An 18,964-nucleotide genomic window follows, 5' to 3' on the forward strand; every position below is an offset into this window, starting at 1 on the left:
TTTATTTCTTTCAAACTTTCAAAAATCTGCGGACAGACATCATGCTTCCCCAAACGCCGATGCACGCTCCAAAAATCAGCAAAATCAAGCTGATTTGCCACATAAACGGATTCAGCGGCAGAAGCTCGATAAACGGCACGGTAATTTTCGGTTCTAAAAATTTATAAATGTTATAATAAACGACCAAGATCGACACAATTGGAAAAATCGCGCCAATAATGCCGAGCCACAATCCTTCCAAAAAGAACGGCCAACGAATAAATCCGTTCGTCGCTCCTACTAATCTCATAATCTCGATTTCGCGCCGCCGCGCAAAAATCGTAATTTTAATCGTATTCGAGATTAAAAACATCGCGGTGAACAACAGGCCGATAATCAGCACAATCCCGACGTTCCGCGCCACTTTCAACGTGCTGAACAATTTTTCTACTTGACCTTGGCCGTAGTTCACTTTGTGCACAAATTGGAGCTTTTCAATTTGTTTGGCCACTTTGATCGTGTCTGTCGGTTTTTCTGTCTTGACAACATAAACGTCGCTTAACGGATTATCTTGCTCAAACAAACGGAACGAAGAACCTTCTTCTCCGAAACTTTTAATTAAATTTTTCAATTCTTGTTCTTTCGAAGAATAGCGTATTTCCTTCACTTTAGGAATTGCTTCAATTTGCGCGCGAAGCGCTTGTTTATCTTGCTCATTCGCCGCCACATCAATATGGACGCGAATTTCGACATCGTTTTCGATTTTTTCCGCGAAATGGTTCATATTAAACATGACAACTAAAAACACGCCAACTAACAGCAACGTAACGGTCACCGCACTGATGGAAGCGAACGTCATCCATCCGTTTCTGCCAAGACTTTTCATGCTTTCCCGCATGTGGCGCTTCAGGGTGTTAAGCCTCATAGCCATATTCTCCCTTCGCCTCATCACGGACGATTTTCCCGTTTTCCATTGCAATGACGCGCCGTCTAATCGTATTGACAATTTCGCGATTATGTGTCGCCATCACAATTGTTGCGCCGCGATTGTTGATTTTTTCAAACAGATCCATAATTTCCCATGATGTTTCCGGATCTAAATTTCCCGTCGGTTCATCAGCGATGACAATTTTCGGAGAATTGACGATCGAGCGGGCGATCGAAACGCGCTGCTGCTCCCCGCCGGAAAGCTCATCCGGATATGAGCGCACTTTATGCTTAAGACCGACTAATTCGAGCACTTCCATCACTTTGCTGCGAATCAGTTTCGGAGACTCTTCAATTACTTCCAAAGCAAACGCTACATTTTCATATACCGTTAGCTTAGGAAGCAATTTGAAGTCTTGAAAGACGACCCCGATATGCCGGCGCAATAACGGAACTTTGCTGTCCCTTAATTTTGCAAGATTCACGCCGTTGACCATAATGGTGCCGCTTGTCGGTTTTTCTTCACGGTATATCATTTTCACAAGCGTCGATTTCCCCGCGCCGCTTGGTCCAACGACATACACGAATTCCCCTTGCTTGATGCGGACGTTCACCCCGTTCAGCGCCACTACGCCGTTCGGATACGTCTTGTATACATCTTGCATTTCAATCATGCTTTATCACCTAATCTCGTTTTCTTTGATGTTCTCACTCGAGCTGTTTCACCTTATTTCGAACCGATCATACAAAATTCCGCAAAGTTTATTATAACATTATCTCGTAAATTTTAATTTTACATTTATATTTCAAAAACATTACACCAGAAAAAATCCGGCCCTTGTTAAGGTGCCGGATCGGCAATCACTATTATTTTTTGGACGCAAGCCATTCCGCCACTTTGTCAGCGTCTTCTCCTTTGATAATGCCAGCCGGCATGCTGCCGCGTCCTTCTTCAATAATTTTTTTAATGTCATCTTTGGAATATTTGCTGCCAACTTTTTGCAAGTTTGGACCAGCTCCGCCCGACAAATCTTGCCCATGACAGGAAGCACAGTTTTGTTGGAAAATGTCTTCTGCCGCTGATGCTGTCGAGCCGCCGCTATCGTTGTTGTTATTGGACGCGTCATTTCCGCCGCCGCAGGCAGCGAGCAACAGCGAAGCGCCAATAAACAGACTGGCAAGTTTCCATTTCATAAAACAAACTCCCCCTAGTCCTATTAATTGCATACATTGTTATTATAACCGATTTCACAAAAATTACGTGCGCTTAAATCCTTCCCCGAGCACTTCGGCGGCGTTCATCACAATGACAAACGCTGATGGATCAATGGTTTTCACCAATTGTTTCAATTTTGTGAACTCCGCTTGCTGCACCACACACATTAACACCGGGCGTTCATGGTCGGTATAGCCGCCATACCCCGACAGCCTTGTGACGCCGCGGTCAATTTCATGCAAAATCGCGCGGCGCACTTTTTCTTCCTCATTGGTAATAATCATCGCCATTTTCGAGCTGCCGAGCCCGACTTGCACTAAATCGATCGTTTTGCTTGTCACATAAAGGCCGATGAGCGCATACAGCGCTTGTTCAATATCAAAGACAAACGCTGCAGTTGATACGATAAGCCCGTCGATCAACACCACGCACATGCCGAGGGACAATCCGGTGTATTTATGAATGATTTGCGCCGCCAAATCGGTCCCGCCTGTTGACGCTTTGCCGCGAAACACAATGCCGAGGCCAAGCCCGACGCCAATGCCGCCAAACAGCGAACCAAGCAGCGGGTCACGGGTGGCTGGTTCAACATCTTTCGTCAAATAGACAACAAGCGGCAAAAACAATGTGCCGACAAGCGTCTTCACCCCAAATTGCCTGCCAAGCAAAACAACTCCGGCAACGAACAAAGGAATGTTGAGCGCCCATTGCACATAGGCAGGCTGCCAGCCGAACACCGCATGGGCGATCGTGCTGATTCCGCTGACACCGCCGGAGGCGACGCGGTTTGGCAATAAAAAAAGATTAAACGCCACGGCGACTATCGCCGAACCAATCAATATGCACAAATATTCTATGACAAGTTCCGTTTTCGGATGCAATAGCCGATTTTTTCTTCTCATTCGTCCGACCTCCTATGAGAGTATAGCACGCCCATTTTCGTAAGTAAATGGCATCTGATTAAAGCAGCAGCGCAGTAAAGCCAGCTTGTGAAAAAAAGCGAACACCAGCCGTCACCGGCAAAGCATTCACGCAAAAAAGGACGAAATCCGGGATTGCACACAAACGAAAACGCCGCAAAGCGATTTTATCCAGTGCACTGGGTGGGATAAAAGTGTTTATAACCAAAAAGAAGGTGCCCCAAAAGCGATGGGACACCTTCTGCGCTGCCTTTATATAAGAGAACATTGTGAGGAAACCTGATCTATACTGTTTGTGGCCAAACAGCCTTTATTTTAGTTTGGAACGCAAGTACGCGTCAATAAATATGTCGATTTCGCCGTCCATTACGGCTTGCACGTTCCCCACCTCGACGTTCGTGCGGTGGTCTTTGACGAGCGAATAAGGATGGAACACGTACGAACGGATTTGGTTTCCCCAGCCGATTTCTTTTTGCTCGCCGCGAATTTCCGCAAGCTCGGCTTGCTGTTCTTCCAATTTCTTTTGGTAAAGCTTTGCTTTAAGCATATTCAGCGCTTTTTCGCGGTTTTTAATTTGCGAACGCTCCGATTGGCACGTCACCACAATGCCAGTCGGGATATGAGTGATGCGCACGGCGGAGTCCGTCGTGTTGACGTGCTGCCCTCCGGCGCCGCTGGAACGGTACGTATCAATTCTGATCTCTTCCGGGCGGATTTCAATTTCAATGTCATCGTCCATCTCTGGAATCACTTCACAAGAGACGAATGATGTATGACGGCGTCCGGACGCATCGAACGGAGAAATCCGGACAAGGCGGTGCACGCCTTTTTCTGCTTTCAAATAGCCGTAGGCGTTATGCCCTTTAATAAGAAGCGTGACGCTTTTAATTCCCGCTTCTTCGCCAGGCAGATAGTCCAGTGTCTCCACTTTAAACCCTTTTTTCTCCGCCCAGCGCGTATACATCCGCAAAAGCATTGAAGCCCAGTCTTGTGATTCCGTGCCGCCCGCGCCAGGATGAAGCTCTAAAATCGCGTTGTTTTTATCATATGGCTCGTTTAAGAGAAGCTGGAGCTCAAATTCGCTAAAATCTTTCGTCAATCTTTTCGCTTCTGTAACCAGCTCCTGCTGCAAATCTTCATCCGGCTCTTCTTTGATCAACTCATACGTCACTTCTAAGTTTTCAAAGCGTTCCTCAAGCGATTGAAACTCGCCCACTAAATCTTTCAGCGCATTTGCTTCATTAATCACCGTTTGCGCCGCTTTTTGGTCATCCCAAAAGTCCGGCGCCGCCATTTGCTCTTCTAGCTCGCGAATGCGCGCTTGCTTTGCTTCGAGGTCAAAGAGACCCCCTTATTTCCGCTAATCGCTTAGCCATTTTTTCAAGTTCCTGCTTTATTTCGATCAAGTCGATCATGATGCTTCACCTCGTAACTCATTGTACTGGATTTTCCAAGGGAGAATCAATGGGTGCGGCGGCCTTTTCGCGCAAACAAAGCGAGGGGAAATCCCCCACCCCGCCGCAGCCGTTATGCATTTTTGCCGCAGCAATGTTTATACTTCTTGCCGCTTCCGCAAATGCAAGGATCATTGCGGCCGATGCGCACCGCTTTCCGGTACGGTTTCCGCTTCGTTTCCCCTTTTCCTTCTTTCGGATGAACCGCTTCGCCTTTCGCCACTTCCTGGCGCTCAAGATTGCTGTGAATTTCCGCTTTCATAATATATTTCGCCACTTCTTCTTCAATGGAAGCGATCATGTTTTCAAACATCGCGTATCCTTCCATTTGGTATTCGCGAAGCGGATCGATTTGTCCGTACGCCCGCAAATGAATGCCTTGGCGCAGCTGTTCCATCGCGTCAATATGGTCCATCCATTTCATATCGACGGCGCGCAAAACGATGACGCGTTCAAATTCGCGCATTTGTTCCGGCGGAATTTGCTGTTCTTTTTCATCATAGCGCGCTTTCACTTTTTCCCAAATCAGCTCAATCATTTCTTCCGGCTCTTTGCCGCGCAAATCGTTAACGGTCACATCGCCTTCCGGCAACAAATTCGCGTTCAAGTAATCGACAATTCCTTTTAAATTCCAGTCTTCCGGAAGTTCTTCTTTCGGCGTATAAGTGTTGACGACGCGCTCAATGACGGATTGGATCATTTTTTCAATAATATCACGCAGGTTCTCGGCATCGAGCACTTCATAACGCTGGCGGTAAATGATTTCGCGCTGCTCGCGCAACACGTCGTCGTATTGAAGCAGCTGCTTGCGGGCATCGAAGTTGTTGCCTTCAACCCGCTTTTGCGCCGACTCGACCGCTTTCGTGACCATTTTGCTTTGGATCGGCTGCGAGTCATCCATGCCCAGCCGGTCCATCATCGACATTAAGCTTTCTGAGCCGAAACGGCGCATCAGTTCATCTTCGAGCGACAAGTAAAATTGCGAGACGCCCGGGTCGCCCTGGCGCCCTGAACGGCCGCGCAGCTGGTTATCAATGCGGCGGCTTTCATGGCGCTCCGTGCCGATCACCGCCAAGCCGCCAAGCTCTTTCACGCCTTCACCGAGCTTAATGTCCGTGCCGCGCCCAGCCATGTTTGTCGCGATCGTCACGGCGCCTTTTTGGCCGGCTTGGGCAATGATTTCCGCCTCTTTCGCATGGTTTTTCGCATTTAATACATTATGCGGAATGCCGCGTTTTTTCAACATGTTCGAAAGCAGTTCCGACGTTTCAATCGACACCGTCCCGACGAGCACCGGCTGCCCTTTCGCATGGCGCTGTGCGATATCTTCCACGACAGCGCGGAATTTTCCTTCCATCGTCCGGAAAATCAAATCCGGGCGGTCTTCGCGGATGACCGGTTTGTTGGTCGGAATGACGACAACTTGCATGTTATAAATGTTGCGGAACTCTTCTTCTTCCGTTTTCGCCGTTCCTGTCATCCCTGCCAATTTTTCATACATGCGGAAGTAGTTTTGGAACGTAATCGTCGCAAGCGTCATCGACTCGTTTTGGATTTCCAGCCCTTCTTTCGCCTCGATCGCTTGGTGCAGACCGTCGCTGTAGCGGCGCCCTCTCATCAAGCGGCCGGTAAACGGGTCGACGATGACGACTTTTCCGTCTTCCACGACGTAATCCACATCACGGTGCATCGCCACATGCGCTTTAAGCGCCAGATTAATATGATGGTTCAGCGTTACATGCTTTAAGTCAAACAGGTTGTCGATGCCAAACGCCTTTTCCGCTTTCGTAATCCCTTCTTCGGTCAGCTGTACGCTTTTCGTTTTCTCATCGTACGTATAATCGACATCCTTTTTCAGCGTGCGTACAAACGCGTTCGCCTGGATATACAGCTTCGTCGATTTTTGCGCAGTTCCCGAAATGATCAGCGGCGTCCGCGCTTCGTCAATCAAAATCGAGTCCACTTCGTCAATGATCGCATAATGGAGCGGACGCTGCACGATATGCTCCTTATAAAGCACCATGTTATCGCGCAAATAGTCAAAACCGAACTCGTTATTCGTTCCGTACGTAATATCGGCATTATACGCCGCCTGCTTTTCTTCGCGCGACATGCCGCTTAAATTCAAGCCGACGCTAAGTCCAAGAAACTCGTACAACTTGCCCATTTCCGTTGCGTCGCGGGTCGCCAAATATTCGTTGACCGTCACGACGTGCACGCCTCTTCCGGTTAAGGCGTTTAAATAAACAGGCATCGTCGCCGTCAGCGTTTTTCCTTCCCCTGTTTTCATTTCGGCGATATTTCCTTCATGAAGGACGACGCCGCCCATAATTTGCACTTTATACGGATATAATCCAAGGACACGCTTTGCCCCTTCGCGCACGACGGCAAACGCTTCAACCAACAAATCATCAAGCGATTCCCCTTGTTGGTAGCGCGCCTTAAATTCCTCCGTCTTTTGGCGCAACTCGGCATCAGAAAGCTTTGCCATCTCCGGGCCAAGCGCATCGACTTGGTCAGCGATCTTTTCTAAACGGCTAAGCTGGCGTTTGTTCGGATCAAACACTTTTTTCAATACTCCAAGCATAGAAAACGCTCCTTATTCATATAGAATCACTAATTTACATAATATCACGTACACAGATGGGTGACAACTAAGACGCGGAGAGGCACAAAGGGGAAACAATGGAAAGAAAGGCCTTTATAGCTGGAGCAGCTTTATTCTTGGGATTGAATTTGTTCAATAGCCCCTTCTACATGTAAAAGACGCTTGTTGAGCGCATATATTTCAAATCCTTTTTCTTCTACTTTCTTACCTATATTTTTCAACAGGGCATGTACATCGTCAGCGGCTTGTTTTTCCAGACGCAGTAAAGCTTCTTTCACCTCGCATAATCCCCGTTCTACCTGCTCAAGCTGCCCTTTCACATTCACCATATCATTTTCAAGACGATCAAGACGGCCATTTGCCTCTTTCATTCCTTGCTCAAGACGTTCTAACCGCGCTTCCATTGTTGCGAAACGTTTTTCCATTTGAGCGAAGCGCTCATCAACCTGAGCAAAGCGTTTATTCATTTCAGCAAAACGTTCATCAACTTGAACGAAACGTTGGTCAATCTGCTCAAAGCGTTTGTCAATTTCCTCAAAACGTTTATCAATTTGTTCAAAACGCTGGTCAATCTGCTATCAATCTGCTCAAAACGTTTGTCAACTTGTGCGAAACGTTGGTCAATCTGTTCAAACCGTTTATCCATTTGCTCAAAACGGCCGCGAACTTCTGATTGAAATTGTCCAACATTCGTTTCGACCTTGTCCAGCTTTACTAAAATTTGCCGCAAAAGCTCCTCCATCATTTTTCTGCTCTTTTTTAACATTATAACATCCCCTGCCGGCACTGGCAGGGGATGAATGTCAGTTTGCTTCAATTAAACCGTATTTTCCGTCTTTGCGGCGATACACGATGTTCGTGCGGTTTGTTTCCGCGTTCGTAAAGATGAAGAAATTATGGCCAAGCAAGTTCATTTGCAAAATCGCTTCTTCGCTGTCCATCGGTTTTAAGCTGAAATGTTTCGTGCGGACAATTTCAAATTCTTCTTCCTCATTATCCTCCGCCGGAGCGTTTGTTTGCACGGTAGCCACTTGTTTGACTTCTTTATCACGATCGCGCAATTTGCGGTTGACTTTCGTTTTATGTTTGCGGATTTGTCGTTCCAATTTATCCGCTACTAAATCAATGGCCGCGTACATATCATCATGGCGTTCCTCCGCGCGCAGCAGCAACTGCGGCATCGGGATCGTCACTTCAATTTTCCCTTGTTTATCGTTATATACTTTTAAATTGACGTGAACATGAATGTTTTCCGTATTTTCAAAATATCTTTCCAACTTTCCGATTTTTTTCTCGACATACTCACGCAATGCCGGAGTCACTTCAATGTTTTCCCCGCGAATGTTATAGATCATCGCTGACCACTCCTTTATCAAGGGTATGTATATTATATTCAACAATATCAAACAAAATCCTCCTTCAATCGGGAAAGGGTTTTTGAAAATTTTGTGATAAAAGCAAAGAGGGTGTTTGCAATGCACCCCCTCTTTTTCCTTTAGGATGATAACCTGTTGAAACAACATCACTTTTATTAATCAGGCAGTTCACTACTTTCTCTTATCGTAAAAACGGCCATCATATGTTTCCACATATGAAAAAGCGTTCTCATAAGATTGCTGTAAACGTTTTTTTTCGTTCCATCTTTTCAAATCCATTTTTATATCCTCATATAAACGACGCAACCCTTTTTGAATGTCTTGCTCCATTTCCACAATTTTTCGGGCTTGAGGATGCTGGTGTAAGTTTTCGTATGATCCCTGCTTTAATCTGGCGATAATTTTTTCCCTTTCAGCCAACAATTGCTCCACTTTCTCCACTTGCTTGTCACGTTCATCCGCTGAATGCTGAAGAACTTCCAGCAAGCTTTCTGAACAAGAGACAAGCTGCTCAATCAAATCCATTAGACTTGATCTCCTTTAAACTGCTTTTGGCGGGTTAAACGAATGACTTCTTCCCATGTATCACGAAACTCTGCCACAAACCCTTCTACTTCTTCAACGATGGAAATGTCATTTTTTATGTTTGCTTCAATCAACCGCCGGTTCATATATTCATACATAATCATCATTTGTTTGGCAATTTCGTATTTTTGGTTCAATGTCGCCATAAGTTCTTGAATAATTCTTTGCGCTTTTTGCAAATTTGTATTCCGCTCTTGTATGTTCCCCTCACGCATTGCCTGTTTGGCTTTGTTTAAAAACTTCAGGCAACCGTTATAAAGCATTAATGTTAATTCACCCGGCGAAGCAGTACTCACGCTATTTTGTTTATAAACTTGATGAATTTGCTGAGTAGTCATGTGTTAGCATCTCCCCATTTAAGTAAATTAATGCTTAGCCTTACATTCCTCCGCCAAATTGCCCCATGAGGAACATTGATTGCTGGTTCGCTCTTTGGATTGCTTGCTCCATCGCCGTAAATTGCCGCCAATAACGGGATTCAATATCCTGAAGGCGCCGTTGAAAATCGGAAATTTGGTTTTCAACATCCCTTAGCTGCAGACCGATGGAATATTGATTTTCTGTGTACGTCGGTTTACCTGCTTTTTTCTCAATATTGGTGATAATCCCTTTTATTGTATCACGAAGGCGCTGCACAATGCCACGGGTGTCAGAAGTCACTTGGCCAGTGGCAGAATCTTTGGTGATTGCACCATTTTGCGTCAATGTTTTCACTACTTTATCCGGATCGCTTTCAAGCGCTTTGCGCAACTTGTCGTAATCAATCACAAGTTTGCCGCCGCTAGAAATTTCACTGGTTGTGGTAATTCCAAATTCAGAAAGAGTATCAATGACATTCTCACCGATCCCATCTACTCTACTATATAAGTCCCGGCGCATTTGTGATAATCCATTCGAAATAATTGAATCTCCACGAAGCAATCCGCTCTTCGCTTTTTCTTCCCATAGCTCGATCTGCTTTTCCGTCATTTCCTTTTTTTGTTCATCAGTAAGCGGCGGATAATCGCGATAACGCTTTTCACGGATTTTATCATTTAATGTGCCGATTAGTTCGTTATATTTGTTGACGAACTCTTCAATTTTCGCAATCATGCCGTCAACGTCAGTGGAGGAAGTAACCGTCACAGGAGTAGAAGTTACAGCTTTCACCGTGTATTCTATGCCGTTAATCGTAAATGTATTTGATTGTCTTTCCATTTCTAATCCATTTAACGTAAATTTTGCGTTTTGTCCGCCATTTGCTAAAGAAGTAACACCTGAATTGCCGTTTTGGTCATTTCCTGTACCAAAACCAAAGATAGTAGCAAAAATATCATCGCCTGTCGCAGATTTCACATAAACTTCTGCTTTATCAACATCAATTGTGTCCAATGTACCAGTTGCTCGGGTGGAAATTCCCATTTTTTTGGAACTGTCATCAAAAATGGCATTGATATTTAAACTTGATTGATTAAGCTTCTTCACAACATCAGCGATCGTATCATCCGGGGAGAATGTTATCTCTTCTTCTTTATATGTTCCGTTAGCTTGCAGCGCGACAATAGTTATTTTAGTCTCGGCCGCTAACCCTTTCTCACTTAGTTTGGTAGCCGAAGACGCATTCCCCACTTCCCCCGAAACACCAGTAGCAGCCATAGCCAATTGGGAAACTGTTATCGTATTTGTTGAATCGTACGATGAACTCAGCGCTTTCACGCTTACTGCCGCTTCGTTTGATGAAGTCGCTGTTTTTTTATAAAAGTTACTGGATAACATAAAATTATCAAATAAATATTGATCGAAATCCGCTAATTTTTTGTTGATTTCACGGTATGCATCACGCTGCCATTCAAAAATTTGCTTTTTCTGATATAATTTATCAAGCGGAATGCGTTCTGCCTTCATTAAGTCATTCACGAGCTGATCGATGTCCATTCCGCTCGCTAAACCACCGATTCGCATCGGTGCCATATTACTCGCCCCTTTCTAAATTTTTTCATCAACGATCATGCCAAGAAATTTTTGCATGGTGTAAAACGCGTCTAACAATTTCTTCGGAGGAATTTCCCGTATCACTTCTTCTGTGTCGTCATCGATGACTTGCACGTAATATTGGTTTAACTCTTCATGCAGTATAAATTTAAGGGAGCGGTTGTGAATTTCTAAAAACTCATTTAATTTGTTAGTGATTTCTTCCACCTTTTTTTTCGATACTGGTGTTTCTTCATTGACCTCGCTCTGTTGCTCCATAATTTTTTGCATCAAAGCTGCACCTTCTTTGGATGTCTGAGGAATATAAGCTTCCTGCAACGGCAATGAATTTTCGATTTTCATCATTCTCTTCCTCCTGCATCACTTCTTTACTACTTTTTATATCGGCTTTATTTAGAATATTTAAAGTTTCATGGAAAAAAGTCGATATATAAAATGAGCACAACAACAGAGAAGATCGAGGTGAGTGTATGAAAATACAAAACCAGTCAATGATTGCTTTTTCGACCTACCGCTATCAGCGAAATGTCACTAATCTGACCAAAACACTGGAGAAACTCTCTTCAGGTTTAAAAATTTATCGGGCGAGTGACGATGCTGCAGGATTAAGCATTTCAGAAACATTGCGGGCACAAATAAGAGGTTTGGCGCAATCGCAGCGAAATATGCAAGACGGCCTTTCCGTTTTAAAAGCAGCCGAAGAAGGGTTAATGAACGTCAATCACCTCCTGCAACGGATTCGGGAGTTAGCTGTACAAAATGCCAATGATACACTCGACGCAAAAGACCGCGCAGCCAGTCAAAAAGAATTGGATCAGCTGCTGCAAGCGATTGATGATACTGCTGAAAAGCTTGAGTTTAATACAAAGAAAATTCTTGGCGAAAACATACCGCTAACATTACAAGTCGGCGCAAATCCCGGCCAAACCATTACCGTTGACATGGTTGATACAAGCACGACCAGCCTTGGACTTAACGGAGCAACGCTATTAACGCGGACAGATGCTGAACAGCTTATAACAAAAGTGGACAATGCGCTTAAAAAAGTAACAAATGACTTAACAAATGTCGGGGCTGATTACGAAGCGATTGAACATCACTTAAATAATACTATGTTAAAAGAAGCGAACTTAACCACATCCGAATCGATGTTGAGAGACGCAAACATCGCCCGCGAAATGATGAACTACATAAGCGGAAAAATTCGGCAACAAGGAGATTACCTGCTTATTTCGCACATAAACCGCAATGTGGAGGAGACGTTAAAATTATTGACGTGATAACATAAAGAGGCTGCCTCAAAAAGTCACTGAATCGACCTTTTTGAAGCCAGCCTCTTTTTTCTCTTTTTTATTATTATGTATTGTCAAAAATCGCCTCATCACTATTCTTTTTTAATCTAATCCAGCAGTTTCCATCTACTTTTTTCAAATTTCGGATAACATAAACTGACTCCTATTCCCCATGTAATTTTGAGAGCTTCTTCATGAATGCAACGCGATGGCTGATTAAGCTTGCCTGCTATGTCACGTTGCATCCTTATCTATAACTCAAGTTTTTATTCTAGTTTTGCAACACTATCAATTATATAAAGGCTTCAAGGACATTATTGGCAACCCATAATCAAAATCTACTGTGTATTCTATTGTACTACTTCTAAATACAGTCTTTCTATTAAGACAATAGGGATCTTTTTTAGTCCACTTTACATTTTCCATAACAAATTTGAATAACTCCAAAAAATCGGCGTTTAATCCATGATCTGTTGAGTAAAATCGTTTATTATCTACTTTAGATTCATCTATAATAAAGAACTTTGTAACACCTACTTCATTACAAAATTTCTCTTTTTCTTTATAAGGAACTAGACTATCATCTTTTCCATGGAAGGACCAAATCTGTGAGTTGTTGTGAAAATCTTTATATAAGTACGGCAAATAAAGTATATCTTTATCATAATTTAATTTTTTTGCCAAATAGGAAAACTCTGTTTGCAATGTCATTTTTCCAATAATGTTAAATATGTATCTATTGGCATATAAGTATGCTGGCTTAATCCAACCCGAGTTATCAATTAATAATGTAAAATCATTTGGTGCCAATCGGTTACATAAATAACCTAAATACGCTCCATGAGAATGACCATAAGCAATTACTTTATTTTGATTAAATGATAAATTGTTATCTTTTAAAATAATTTTTACTGCATACAAAGCTGCTAACAAATCGAGTGCTTGCATAAATCCCATATCATTGAAATTTTCATTATTTTCATCCAAAATTTCTAACATTGGAATTTTTATAGGATATTTTGAAAATATTTGAATAAATTGCTCCCAGGTAATATTTTCTTCTTTTAATTTCCAATAGTCCTCATTAGAGATTATATTTTTAAACTCACTGATATCAATATTCAGTTTTGCTTTTTTGGTGTTTTGCATAAATTCACTACCAAAATAATCACACTGAATTGTTACAAGATTGTATTGATCAGCAAACTGCTCTCTCATCTTTTTATATACATTTGACTGTGAGTTTCCCCCAAACCCCGGTATTAACAACAAAAGACCAGTCTCTTCATTTACTCCTGCATCTGGCTCAGAAAAATAGATAGTAAGCTGTCTGCCTGTATTATTTCCAGTATAAATATTATAGTGAGCTGGAATAGTTAATTCATAATTTTTTGCCAATACACTCCCCCCTTCTAAATAAAAGTCTTTATTTTATCACATCTGATTTAATAATTCAATCTCTTTCACTAAAACCTAACCAGTGAGAAATACTAGTGATGATACCCCTACTTTCATGTCATTATACAATTTTTTAAAATTATTATAAAATTGGATTCATTTACATTGTTCACACATAAACTTTTTTAATATACATTTCTCTTTACCGCTTCAATCACATCATTCACATCTTCATCCGTCATTTTAGGAAAAATCGGCAATGTTAATGCTTGTTCATACCATTGTTCCGCTTTTGGGCAAATTCCTTTTCTATATCCCAACTTTTGGTAATAAGGATGCCAATAAACCGGAATGTAATGCACATGAACACCAATGTTTTCTGCGCGAAGACTCTCAAAAATTTCTCTGCGGCTGCGTTTTAGTTTATCCAATTTTAATTGAAGCACATACAGATGCCAGCCCGATTGAGTTCTTTCAAGCTGCATTGGCACAATAACAGAATCCATCGTTTTAAACGCTTCATTATACATATTTGCAATTTCTCGGCGTCTTTCGATAAAACAATCCAATTTGTCCATTTGTGAAATGCCTAACGCCGCTTGAAGATCAGTCATTCGATAGTTATACCCTAAATCTACCATTTCATAATACCAAGGGCCTTCATCCCGTGACAAATTATGCTTTATAATGCCGTGCGAGCGAAACCGTTTTAGTTTTTCATAATACTCCTCTGAATCAGTTACGATGACTCCTCCTTCTGCTGTTGTAACCGGCTTGACAGGATGAAAGCTAAACATCGTCATATGCGCTAGCATGCCGACTTTTCGCCCTTTATACTCAGCCCCGAGAGAATGCGCCCCATCTTCGATGACAACCAAACCATGCTCGTTAGCGATCTCCATTATTGCATCCATGTCAGCTGGTTGCCCGGTAAAATCAACTGGGATAATCGCTTTTGTATTTGGAGTAATATGCTTGCGTATTTCTTTCGGATCAATGTTGTACGTCCGATCATCAATATCTGCAAATACAGGTTTTCCCCCGCAATAAAGAACAGCGTTGGAAGTAGCCGCAAATGTAATCGGCGTCGTTATCACTTCATCACCTTCACCGATACCCGCGGCAAAACAAGCGCCGTGAAGAGCTGCCGTTCCATTGGAAAACGCCACGGCATACTTCGCTCCAACATAATCAGCGACTTTTCGTTCAAACTCGTGGATTTTTGGTCCTTGGGTTAAAAAAGGCGACTTTAACACAGTTACGACTGCTTCGATATCTTCATCCATAATCCATTGTTGTCCATAGGAAAGGAAAGATTCCCTTTTTTTCATTGTTCCACCTTCATTTACAACAATATATCCCAGCTTAATGGTGTTCCTTTTTTTACATCTTTCTTCACTGCTTTTCCAAGAACTAAATCATAATATTTTGGCGGCAATCCATGTCCAGGCCGAATCGCGCGAACATTCTCTTTTGTAATGATATCCCCTGCCTTTAAATCCTCTGTAACATAAAGAGAACGGCGATGTTCAAGGGAAGGCTTTTCCGCATTGGTAGGGCCGTAATGGATCATACCTAGGCTGAGCCAAGCCCGTTCTGTTTCTTCGACAAGCATTTTCATTTCATGAGGCTCTAGTGAAAATGCGGCATCCACTCCGCCTTCTGCACGGGAAGTGGTGAAATGTTTTTCGATTACTGTTGCTCCAAGCGCTACAGCTGCTACCGCAGTGCCAATCCCCATCGTATGATCAGACAATCCAACTTCAACTCCAAACAATTCCCGCATATGAGGAATCGTTGCAAGATTTGAGTTTTCTGGCGTTGCTGGATATGTACTTGTACATTTCAACAATATAATTTGATCATTTCCTTCGGAACGAACAGCTTGAACTGCCTCATACAGTTCTGCAACAGTAGCCATTCCAGCCGAAATAATGACCGGTTTCCCTGTAGCAGCCACTTTTTTAATTAACGGAATATCTACATTTTCAAACGAAGCGATTTTATAAGCAGGCACATTTAATGTTTCTAAAAAATCCACTGCCGTTTCATCAAAGGGAGAGCTGAAAGCCAGCAATCCATGCTTTTTACAACGCTCAAAGATCGCCTCATGCCATTCCCACGGAGTATACGCTTCTTTATACAAGTTATATAATGATTGACCTTTCCAAAGATTCGTCTCACTTTTAATGAAAAATTCACCTGTATGAATATCTAAAGTCATCGTATCAGGAGTGTATGTTTGCAGTTTTACCGCATCGACACCTGCTTCCGCTGCAAGATCGACAATTTTTAACGCCCTTTCTAAAGATTGATTATGGTTGCCTGACATTTCCGCAATGATGAAAGGTTTATGATTTGTGCCAATCAGACGATTGCCTATTTTAATATCCTTACTCAAGAGTTATCCCTCCAAAATAGCTTGAACAACTGGATGCACAGTATATTCTTCCTTGTTATCTATCAATTCTAATGCTTTCTCGCTCATATATATGAGTTTATCAGGCGATAATATCGCTCTATTCAATATATCGGCATAATCCGACACTTTTACATCCCTATGCCAACCTAAATTCCAAATCGCCCCGTATTCAGCAGCGTCTTCCGTTGATTTTCTTTGGTTCTCAGCAACAATTGTGACAATGGAAGGAAGCCCGAGAAAACATCTCTCCCACATTGTCACACCGCCAGCTCCGAAAGATAAATCCGCCTGCGCCATTAGTTCAGCGATATAATTAATTTGACAATGGTAATTTATGTTCATTTCAAGGCACATTTCTCGAATTCGCAAACGCCATGGATTGGCGTTACCGACAACGATGTCGACTTTAATATGAGTAAGCTGCAAATCCCGTAAAGCCTGCAATACTTTTTCCGTTTCATTCGTCGGATCGCTGCCGCCAAAAAAAACGAGCATCCGCTGAACATAGCCGCTGCGGATTTTTACAGACTTTTTCGCTTCATAAAACTCGGATCGCAATATCATATATTTCGGGCCTAAAAACAAACGACAATTTTTTGGTACCAACCCATCATAACGCTGTTTCATATTTTTATAATAATTTTGGTCCAACAGTAAATGACAGTCATGAAGACGGTTGGCCAAATCATCAATTACCATCATTTTACCGACATACTTTTTGACTTGCTCCTCCCACCGCTGATCAAGCTGATAATGGTCGACGATACACCAATCAATATGTTCATTGCATTGCTGAATCATTTCGATGGTTAATTGGGCATCTATTTCTTGTGAGAAATGAGTGCCTTGAAACATGCGAAAAACGGAAAACCCTTGGCTTTCGACATAGTCACATAAATCGCCCGGACATACTCTCATAACAAAAGTAACAGTGCATCCCGCATCTTTCAACATTTTTGCGAGCGCCAAACAGCGCATTACATGACCGGTCCCTATTTCAACTGAAGAATCAACGCGAAATAAAATATTCATACCCATTCACCAACTGTAAATAAATTTATACTCTCTTATCACTTGATTAAAGGTATTGAAATATTTATATCACCGGTTTTTGCTGAATATGGGCATTCAGCTTAGCAATATCCGGATGTTCTAATAAAAACTGCACAACCTTTTGCGAACTAACCAGTTTATCCCCTTTAAAATGATTCGCAACCGCCGCGCATAATTGATAATCTTCTTTCGTGTCTAATGTAATTCGGAGCTGAGGCTGCTGAATCGCTTTCGATGCTTGAATATATGTACGCTTAAATTCATCCGGGAACTCATACGCATAATATGTCACGTGCTCGCGATGGCGCGGCTCCTTTCCGTGATGATATATGTATTCGAGCGATGAAAATGACACCATTTCAACGACTAAGCCGCGCGGCAAATCTCCTTCCACGATCACGATATCGGATGGTTCTGCCTTCATTGCCTCAATAATTCGGTCTGCAAGTTCATAATCAACAAAAGGGCAATCCGCCGTCACACGAATCACATAATCAGGTTGATAAGGCTTGGCGCATTCATAATAGCGCGCAAGCACGTCATCCTCCGATCCGCGGAAGCATAGAACTTGATGTTGTTTACACCACGATTCAATCACATCATCTTGCGGTAGTACAGAAGTTGCAACAATAACCTCATCTACCTGTTTCACTTGTTGACATCTGGAAACAACATAGTCTAACACCACCGTCTCCCCAAGCGGCATCAATACTTTTCCGGGCAAACGGGACGAACCCATGCGGGCTTGGATGATGATTAAAGTTTTCAATGCTATACCTCCTCTTGCCCTATATCTATGATCAAATTGGTTGGATACCTTATTTGTCTTTTTTCAGTCGTTGAACGAATGAAAGGATAATCATCCAAATTTTCCCCTTGTGATTCAAGAAAAAACCAATAAAAACTATCTAATCCGACTTCTATACTTAACGTGGAAGCTCCTCCGAAACGACTATTGCACTCTATAATATAAAAATCTCCCTTATTATCCATTATAACTTGCATTACAACATGACCATATAATTTTAAACATTTAGCAATATCCCCACACATACGTTCTAACTTTTCATTTTTTATCGTTGTCGTTACTTGCGACTCCCCATTTACGACATTGTCCCTTGTTCGCGCTACTACTCCTTTAACGTCCCCTGTACGGGTAACATAAAGATCAACACTGATTTCAATACCTTGAATAAACGGTTGGAAAATAGGGGCTTCTAATTTCTTAGCATGCAAGACTGCCTCTTCGCCTGATAAATTGATCCCTATGCTTCTCGCTCCAGCTCCGTAACGTTCTTTTACGACATAATTATTACACTTTAATTCTTGAGCCGATAAGGTAGTCGGAATAGCCGGGAAGCCTTTTTCAGTTAAAACTTTGTAAAAGCGCAGCTTATCAAGACAAGTTTTTATAGCTTCTGGCTCAGAGACCATGACGGAAATCCCATGTTCCTCAAATAATCGACGATGGAAGGAAAAATAAAGAAGTTCGCCATCCCTTGTCGGTATAATAAAACGAATATTTTTTTTCTTACAGACTAAAATAAATTCTTCGATTGCCACCTCTTTCAAAGAAGGCATTTCCCAAAATTCATGAACAAAATATCGACCGATACAATTTGGATTCATATCGGCGCCAATTAAAGCCATAGAAGAATCCATTTTCAGCATCGCCTGTTGAACAGCTTGCAACATCGGTATTTTCTTCGAAATACTTGTTACTAACACATTAATACATATCACCCCTTTACTTATAGAAAAAA

21 protein-coding genes are annotated in these 18,964 nt (G+C 42.4%); 1 reads left to right on the forward strand and 20 read right to left on the reverse strand.

Annotation, left to right across the window (positions count from 1 at the left end):
• Positions 1-10: 10 nt before the first annotated feature.
• The 14 genes from ftsX to flaG form a co-directional block, all read right to left on the reverse strand.
• A complete protein-coding gene (ftsX, locus tag AOT13_RS00985; protein ID WP_042384586.1) occupies positions 11-904 on the reverse strand; it encodes a permease-like cell division protein FtsX in 894 nt (297 codons plus the stop codon).
• On the reverse strand, positions 894-1,580 hold the full coding sequence (gene ftsE, locus AOT13_RS00990) for a cell division ATP-binding protein FtsE (protein WP_042384588.1): 687 nt from the start codon (positions 1,578-1,580) through the stop codon (positions 894-896). The genes ftsX and ftsE overlap by 11 nt, the downstream gene beginning before the upstream one ends.
• A 193-nt stretch (positions 1,581-1,773) precedes the next feature.
• Complete coding sequence (cccB, locus tag AOT13_RS00995; protein ID WP_003248025.1) at positions 1,774-2,100, reverse strand: cytochrome c551; 327 nt, start codon at positions 2,098-2,100, stop codon at positions 1,774-1,776.
• A gap of 63 nt (positions 2,101-2,163) precedes the next feature.
• The gene (locus AOT13_RS01000) at positions 2,164-3,024 is read right to left on the reverse strand and encodes a YitT family protein (RefSeq protein WP_013876236.1); all 861 of its coding nucleotides are present in this window, start codon (positions 3,022-3,024) and stop codon (positions 2,164-2,166) included.
• 58 nt (positions 3,025-3,082) lie between these two features.
• Positions 3,083-3,310 (reverse strand): hypothetical protein, encoded by a 228-nt coding sequence (locus AOT13_RS20765; RefSeq protein ID WP_157776774.1) that lies wholly within the window; start codon positions 3,308-3,310, stop codon positions 3,083-3,085.
• 42 nt (positions 3,311-3,352) lie between these two features.
• Positions 3,353-4,454, reverse strand: a protein-coding gene (prfB, locus tag AOT13_RS01005) for a peptide chain release factor 2 (protein WP_097948921.1) whose coding sequence is annotated in 2 segments (ribosomal slippage) — positions 3,353-4,381 and positions 4,383-4,454 — 1,101 coding nt in all. Because the reading frame shifts where the segments join, the coding sequence is not laid out codon by codon here.
• Between the two features lie 115 nt (positions 4,455-4,569).
• Positions 4,570-7,083 carry a preprotein translocase subunit SecA gene (gene secA, locus AOT13_RS01010; RefSeq protein ID WP_042384589.1) on the reverse strand — a complete coding sequence of 838 codons (2,514 nt, stop codon included), beginning with the start codon at positions 7,081-7,083 and terminating at the stop codon, positions 4,570-4,572.
• A gap of 131 nt (positions 7,084-7,214) precedes the next feature.
• The gene (locus AOT13_RS19120) at positions 7,215-7,571 is read right to left on the reverse strand and encodes a hypothetical protein (RefSeq protein ID WP_221629674.1); all 357 of its coding nucleotides are present in this window, start codon (positions 7,569-7,571) and stop codon (positions 7,215-7,217) included.
• A complete protein-coding gene (locus AOT13_RS20770) occupies positions 7,568-7,870 on the reverse strand; it encodes a hypothetical protein (protein WP_052518178.1) in 303 nt (100 codons plus the stop codon). Before AOT13_RS20770 ends, AOT13_RS19120 begins: the two co-directional genes overlap by 4 nt.
• 37 nt (positions 7,871-7,907) lie before the next feature.
• Positions 7,908-8,459 (reverse strand): ribosome hibernation-promoting factor, HPF/YfiA family, encoded by a 552-nt coding sequence (hpf, locus tag AOT13_RS01025; RefSeq protein ID WP_013399983.1) that lies wholly within the window; start codon positions 8,457-8,459, stop codon positions 7,908-7,910.
• Positions 8,460-8,651: 192 nt separating this feature from the next.
• Positions 8,652-9,005 carry a flagellar protein FliT gene (fliT, locus tag AOT13_RS01030; protein ID WP_042384591.1) on the reverse strand — a complete coding sequence of 118 codons (354 nt, stop codon included), beginning with the start codon at positions 9,003-9,005 and terminating at the stop codon, positions 8,652-8,654.
• Positions 9,005-9,403 carry a flagellar export chaperone FliS gene (gene fliS / locus AOT13_RS01035; RefSeq protein WP_042384593.1) on the reverse strand — a complete coding sequence of 133 codons (399 nt, stop codon included), beginning with the start codon at positions 9,401-9,403 and terminating at the stop codon, positions 9,005-9,007. Before fliS ends, fliT begins: the two co-directional genes overlap by 1 nt.
• A gap of 40 nt (positions 9,404-9,443) precedes the next feature.
• The gene (locus AOT13_RS01040) at positions 9,444-11,015 is read right to left on the reverse strand and encodes a flagellar hook-associated protein 2 (RefSeq protein ID WP_013399982.1); all 1,572 of its coding nucleotides are present in this window, start codon (positions 11,013-11,015) and stop codon (positions 9,444-9,446) included.
• A 15-nt stretch (positions 11,016-11,030) separates the two neighbouring features.
• Positions 11,031-11,381 carry a flagellar protein FlaG gene (gene flaG / locus AOT13_RS01045; protein ID WP_013876233.1) on the reverse strand — a complete coding sequence of 117 codons (351 nt, stop codon included), beginning with the start codon at positions 11,379-11,381 and terminating at the stop codon, positions 11,031-11,033.
• 125 nt (positions 11,382-11,506) lie between these two features.
• On the opposite strand from flaG, the gene AOT13_RS01050 reads away from it, so the two are divergent.
• Positions 11,507-12,316, forward strand: coding sequence for a flagellin N-terminal helical domain-containing protein (locus tag AOT13_RS01050; protein ID WP_003248010.1), 810 nt, complete (start codon positions 11,507-11,509; stop codon positions 12,314-12,316).
• Between the two features lie 300 nt (positions 12,317-12,616).
• On the opposite strand, the gene AOT13_RS01055 is transcribed toward AOT13_RS01050, so the two are convergent.
• From AOT13_RS01055 to AOT13_RS01080, 6 genes are all read right to left on the reverse strand, one after another.
• On the reverse strand, positions 12,617-13,726 hold the full coding sequence (locus AOT13_RS01055) for a DUF2920 family protein (RefSeq protein ID WP_003248003.1): 1,110 nt from the start codon (positions 13,724-13,726) through the stop codon (positions 12,617-12,619).
• Between the two features lie 185 nt (positions 13,727-13,911).
• Positions 13,912-15,057, reverse strand: a complete 1,146-nt coding sequence (gene pseC / locus AOT13_RS01060) for a UDP-4-amino-4,6-dideoxy-N-acetyl-beta-L-altrosamine transaminase (protein WP_003248001.1) — start codon at positions 15,055-15,057, stop codon at positions 13,912-13,914.
• Between the two features lie 14 nt (positions 15,058-15,071).
• Positions 15,072-16,058, reverse strand: coding sequence for a pseudaminic acid synthase (gene pseI / locus AOT13_RS01065; RefSeq protein WP_042384693.1), 987 nt, complete (start codon positions 16,056-16,058; stop codon positions 15,072-15,074).
• A gap of 72 nt (positions 16,059-16,130) precedes the next feature.
• Positions 16,131-17,180: a UDP-2,4-diacetamido-2,4,6-trideoxy-beta-L-altropyranose hydrolase gene (gene pseG, locus AOT13_RS01070; RefSeq protein ID WP_042384596.1), complete on the reverse strand. Its 1,050-nt coding sequence runs from the start codon at positions 17,178-17,180 to the stop codon at positions 16,131-16,133.
• Positions 17,181-17,244: 64 nt separating this feature from the next.
• Positions 17,245-17,970, reverse strand: a complete 726-nt coding sequence (locus AOT13_RS01075) for a cytidylyltransferase domain-containing protein (RefSeq protein ID WP_042384597.1) — start codon at positions 17,968-17,970, stop codon at positions 17,245-17,247.
• Positions 17,971-17,972: 2 nt separating this feature from the next.
• Positions 17,973-18,929, reverse strand: a complete 957-nt coding sequence (locus AOT13_RS01080) for an ATP-grasp domain-containing protein (protein WP_232511550.1) — start codon at positions 18,927-18,929, stop codon at positions 17,973-17,975.
• Positions 18,930-18,964 lie beyond the last annotated feature (35 nt).

Origin of the sequence: Parageobacillus thermoglucosidasius (assembly GCF_001295365.1) — a bacterium.
GTDB lineage: Bacteria > Bacillota > Bacilli > Bacillales > Anoxybacillaceae > Parageobacillus > Parageobacillus thermoglucosidasius.

Excerpts from the sequence above, each read along its gene's own strand:
- hpf (WP_013399983.1), bottom strand. The coding sequence starts at position 8,459 with ATGATCTATAACATTCGCGGGGAAAACATTGAAGTGACTCCGGCATTG.
- fliT (WP_042384591.1), bottom strand. The coding sequence starts at position 9,005 with ATGGATTTGATTGAGCAGCTTGTCTCTTGTTCAGAAAGCTTGCTGGAA.
- cccB (WP_003248025.1), bottom strand. The coding sequence starts at position 2,100 with ATGAAATGGAAACTTGCCAGTCTGTTTATTGGCGCTTCGCTGTTGCTC.
- AOT13_RS01040 (WP_013399982.1), bottom strand. The coding sequence starts at position 11,015 with ATGGCACCGATGCGAATCGGTGGTTTAGCGAGCGGAATGGACATCGAT.
- AOT13_RS19120 (WP_221629674.1), bottom strand. The coding sequence starts at position 7,571 with ATGAATAAACGCTTTGCTCAGGTTGATGAGCGCTTCGCTCAAATGGAA.
- ftsX (WP_042384586.1), bottom strand. The coding sequence starts at position 904 with ATGAGGCTTAACACCCTGAAGCGCCACATGCGGGAAAGCATGAAAAGT.
- pseG (WP_042384596.1), bottom strand. The coding sequence starts at position 17,180 with ATGAATATTTTATTTCGCGTTGATTCTTCAGTTGAAATAGGGACCGGT.
- ftsE (WP_042384588.1), bottom strand. The coding sequence starts at position 1,580 with ATGATTGAAATGCAAGATGTATACAAGACGTATCCGAACGGCGTAGTG.
- AOT13_RS01000 (WP_013876236.1), bottom strand. The coding sequence starts at position 3,024 with ATGAGAAGAAAAAATCGGCTATTGCATCCGAAAACGGAACTTGTCATA.
- secA (WP_042384589.1), bottom strand. The coding sequence starts at position 7,083 with ATGCTTGGAGTATTGAAAAAAGTGTTTGATCCGAACAAACGCCAGCTT.
- AOT13_RS20770 (WP_052518178.1), bottom strand. The coding sequence starts at position 7,870 with ATGTTAAAAAAGAGCAGAAAAATGATGGAGGAGCTTTTGCGGCAAATT.
- pseC (WP_003248001.1), bottom strand. The coding sequence starts at position 15,057 with ATGAAAAAAAGGGAATCTTTCCTTTCCTATGGACAACAATGGATTATG.
- AOT13_RS01050 (WP_003248010.1), top strand. The coding sequence starts at position 11,507 with ATGAAAATACAAAACCAGTCAATGATTGCTTTTTCGACCTACCGCTAT.
- pseI (WP_042384693.1), bottom strand. The coding sequence starts at position 16,058 with ATGTCAGGCAACCATAATCAATCTTTAGAAAGGGCGTTAAAAATTGTC.
- fliS (WP_042384593.1), bottom strand. The coding sequence starts at position 9,403 with ATGACTACTCAGCAAATTCATCAAGTTTATAAACAAAATAGCGTGAGT.
- AOT13_RS20765 (WP_157776774.1), bottom strand. The coding sequence starts at position 3,310 with ATGTTCTCTTATATAAAGGCAGCGCAGAAGGTGTCCCATCGCTTTTGG.
- flaG (WP_013876233.1), bottom strand. The coding sequence starts at position 11,381 with ATGATGAAAATCGAAAATTCATTGCCGTTGCAGGAAGCTTATATTCCT.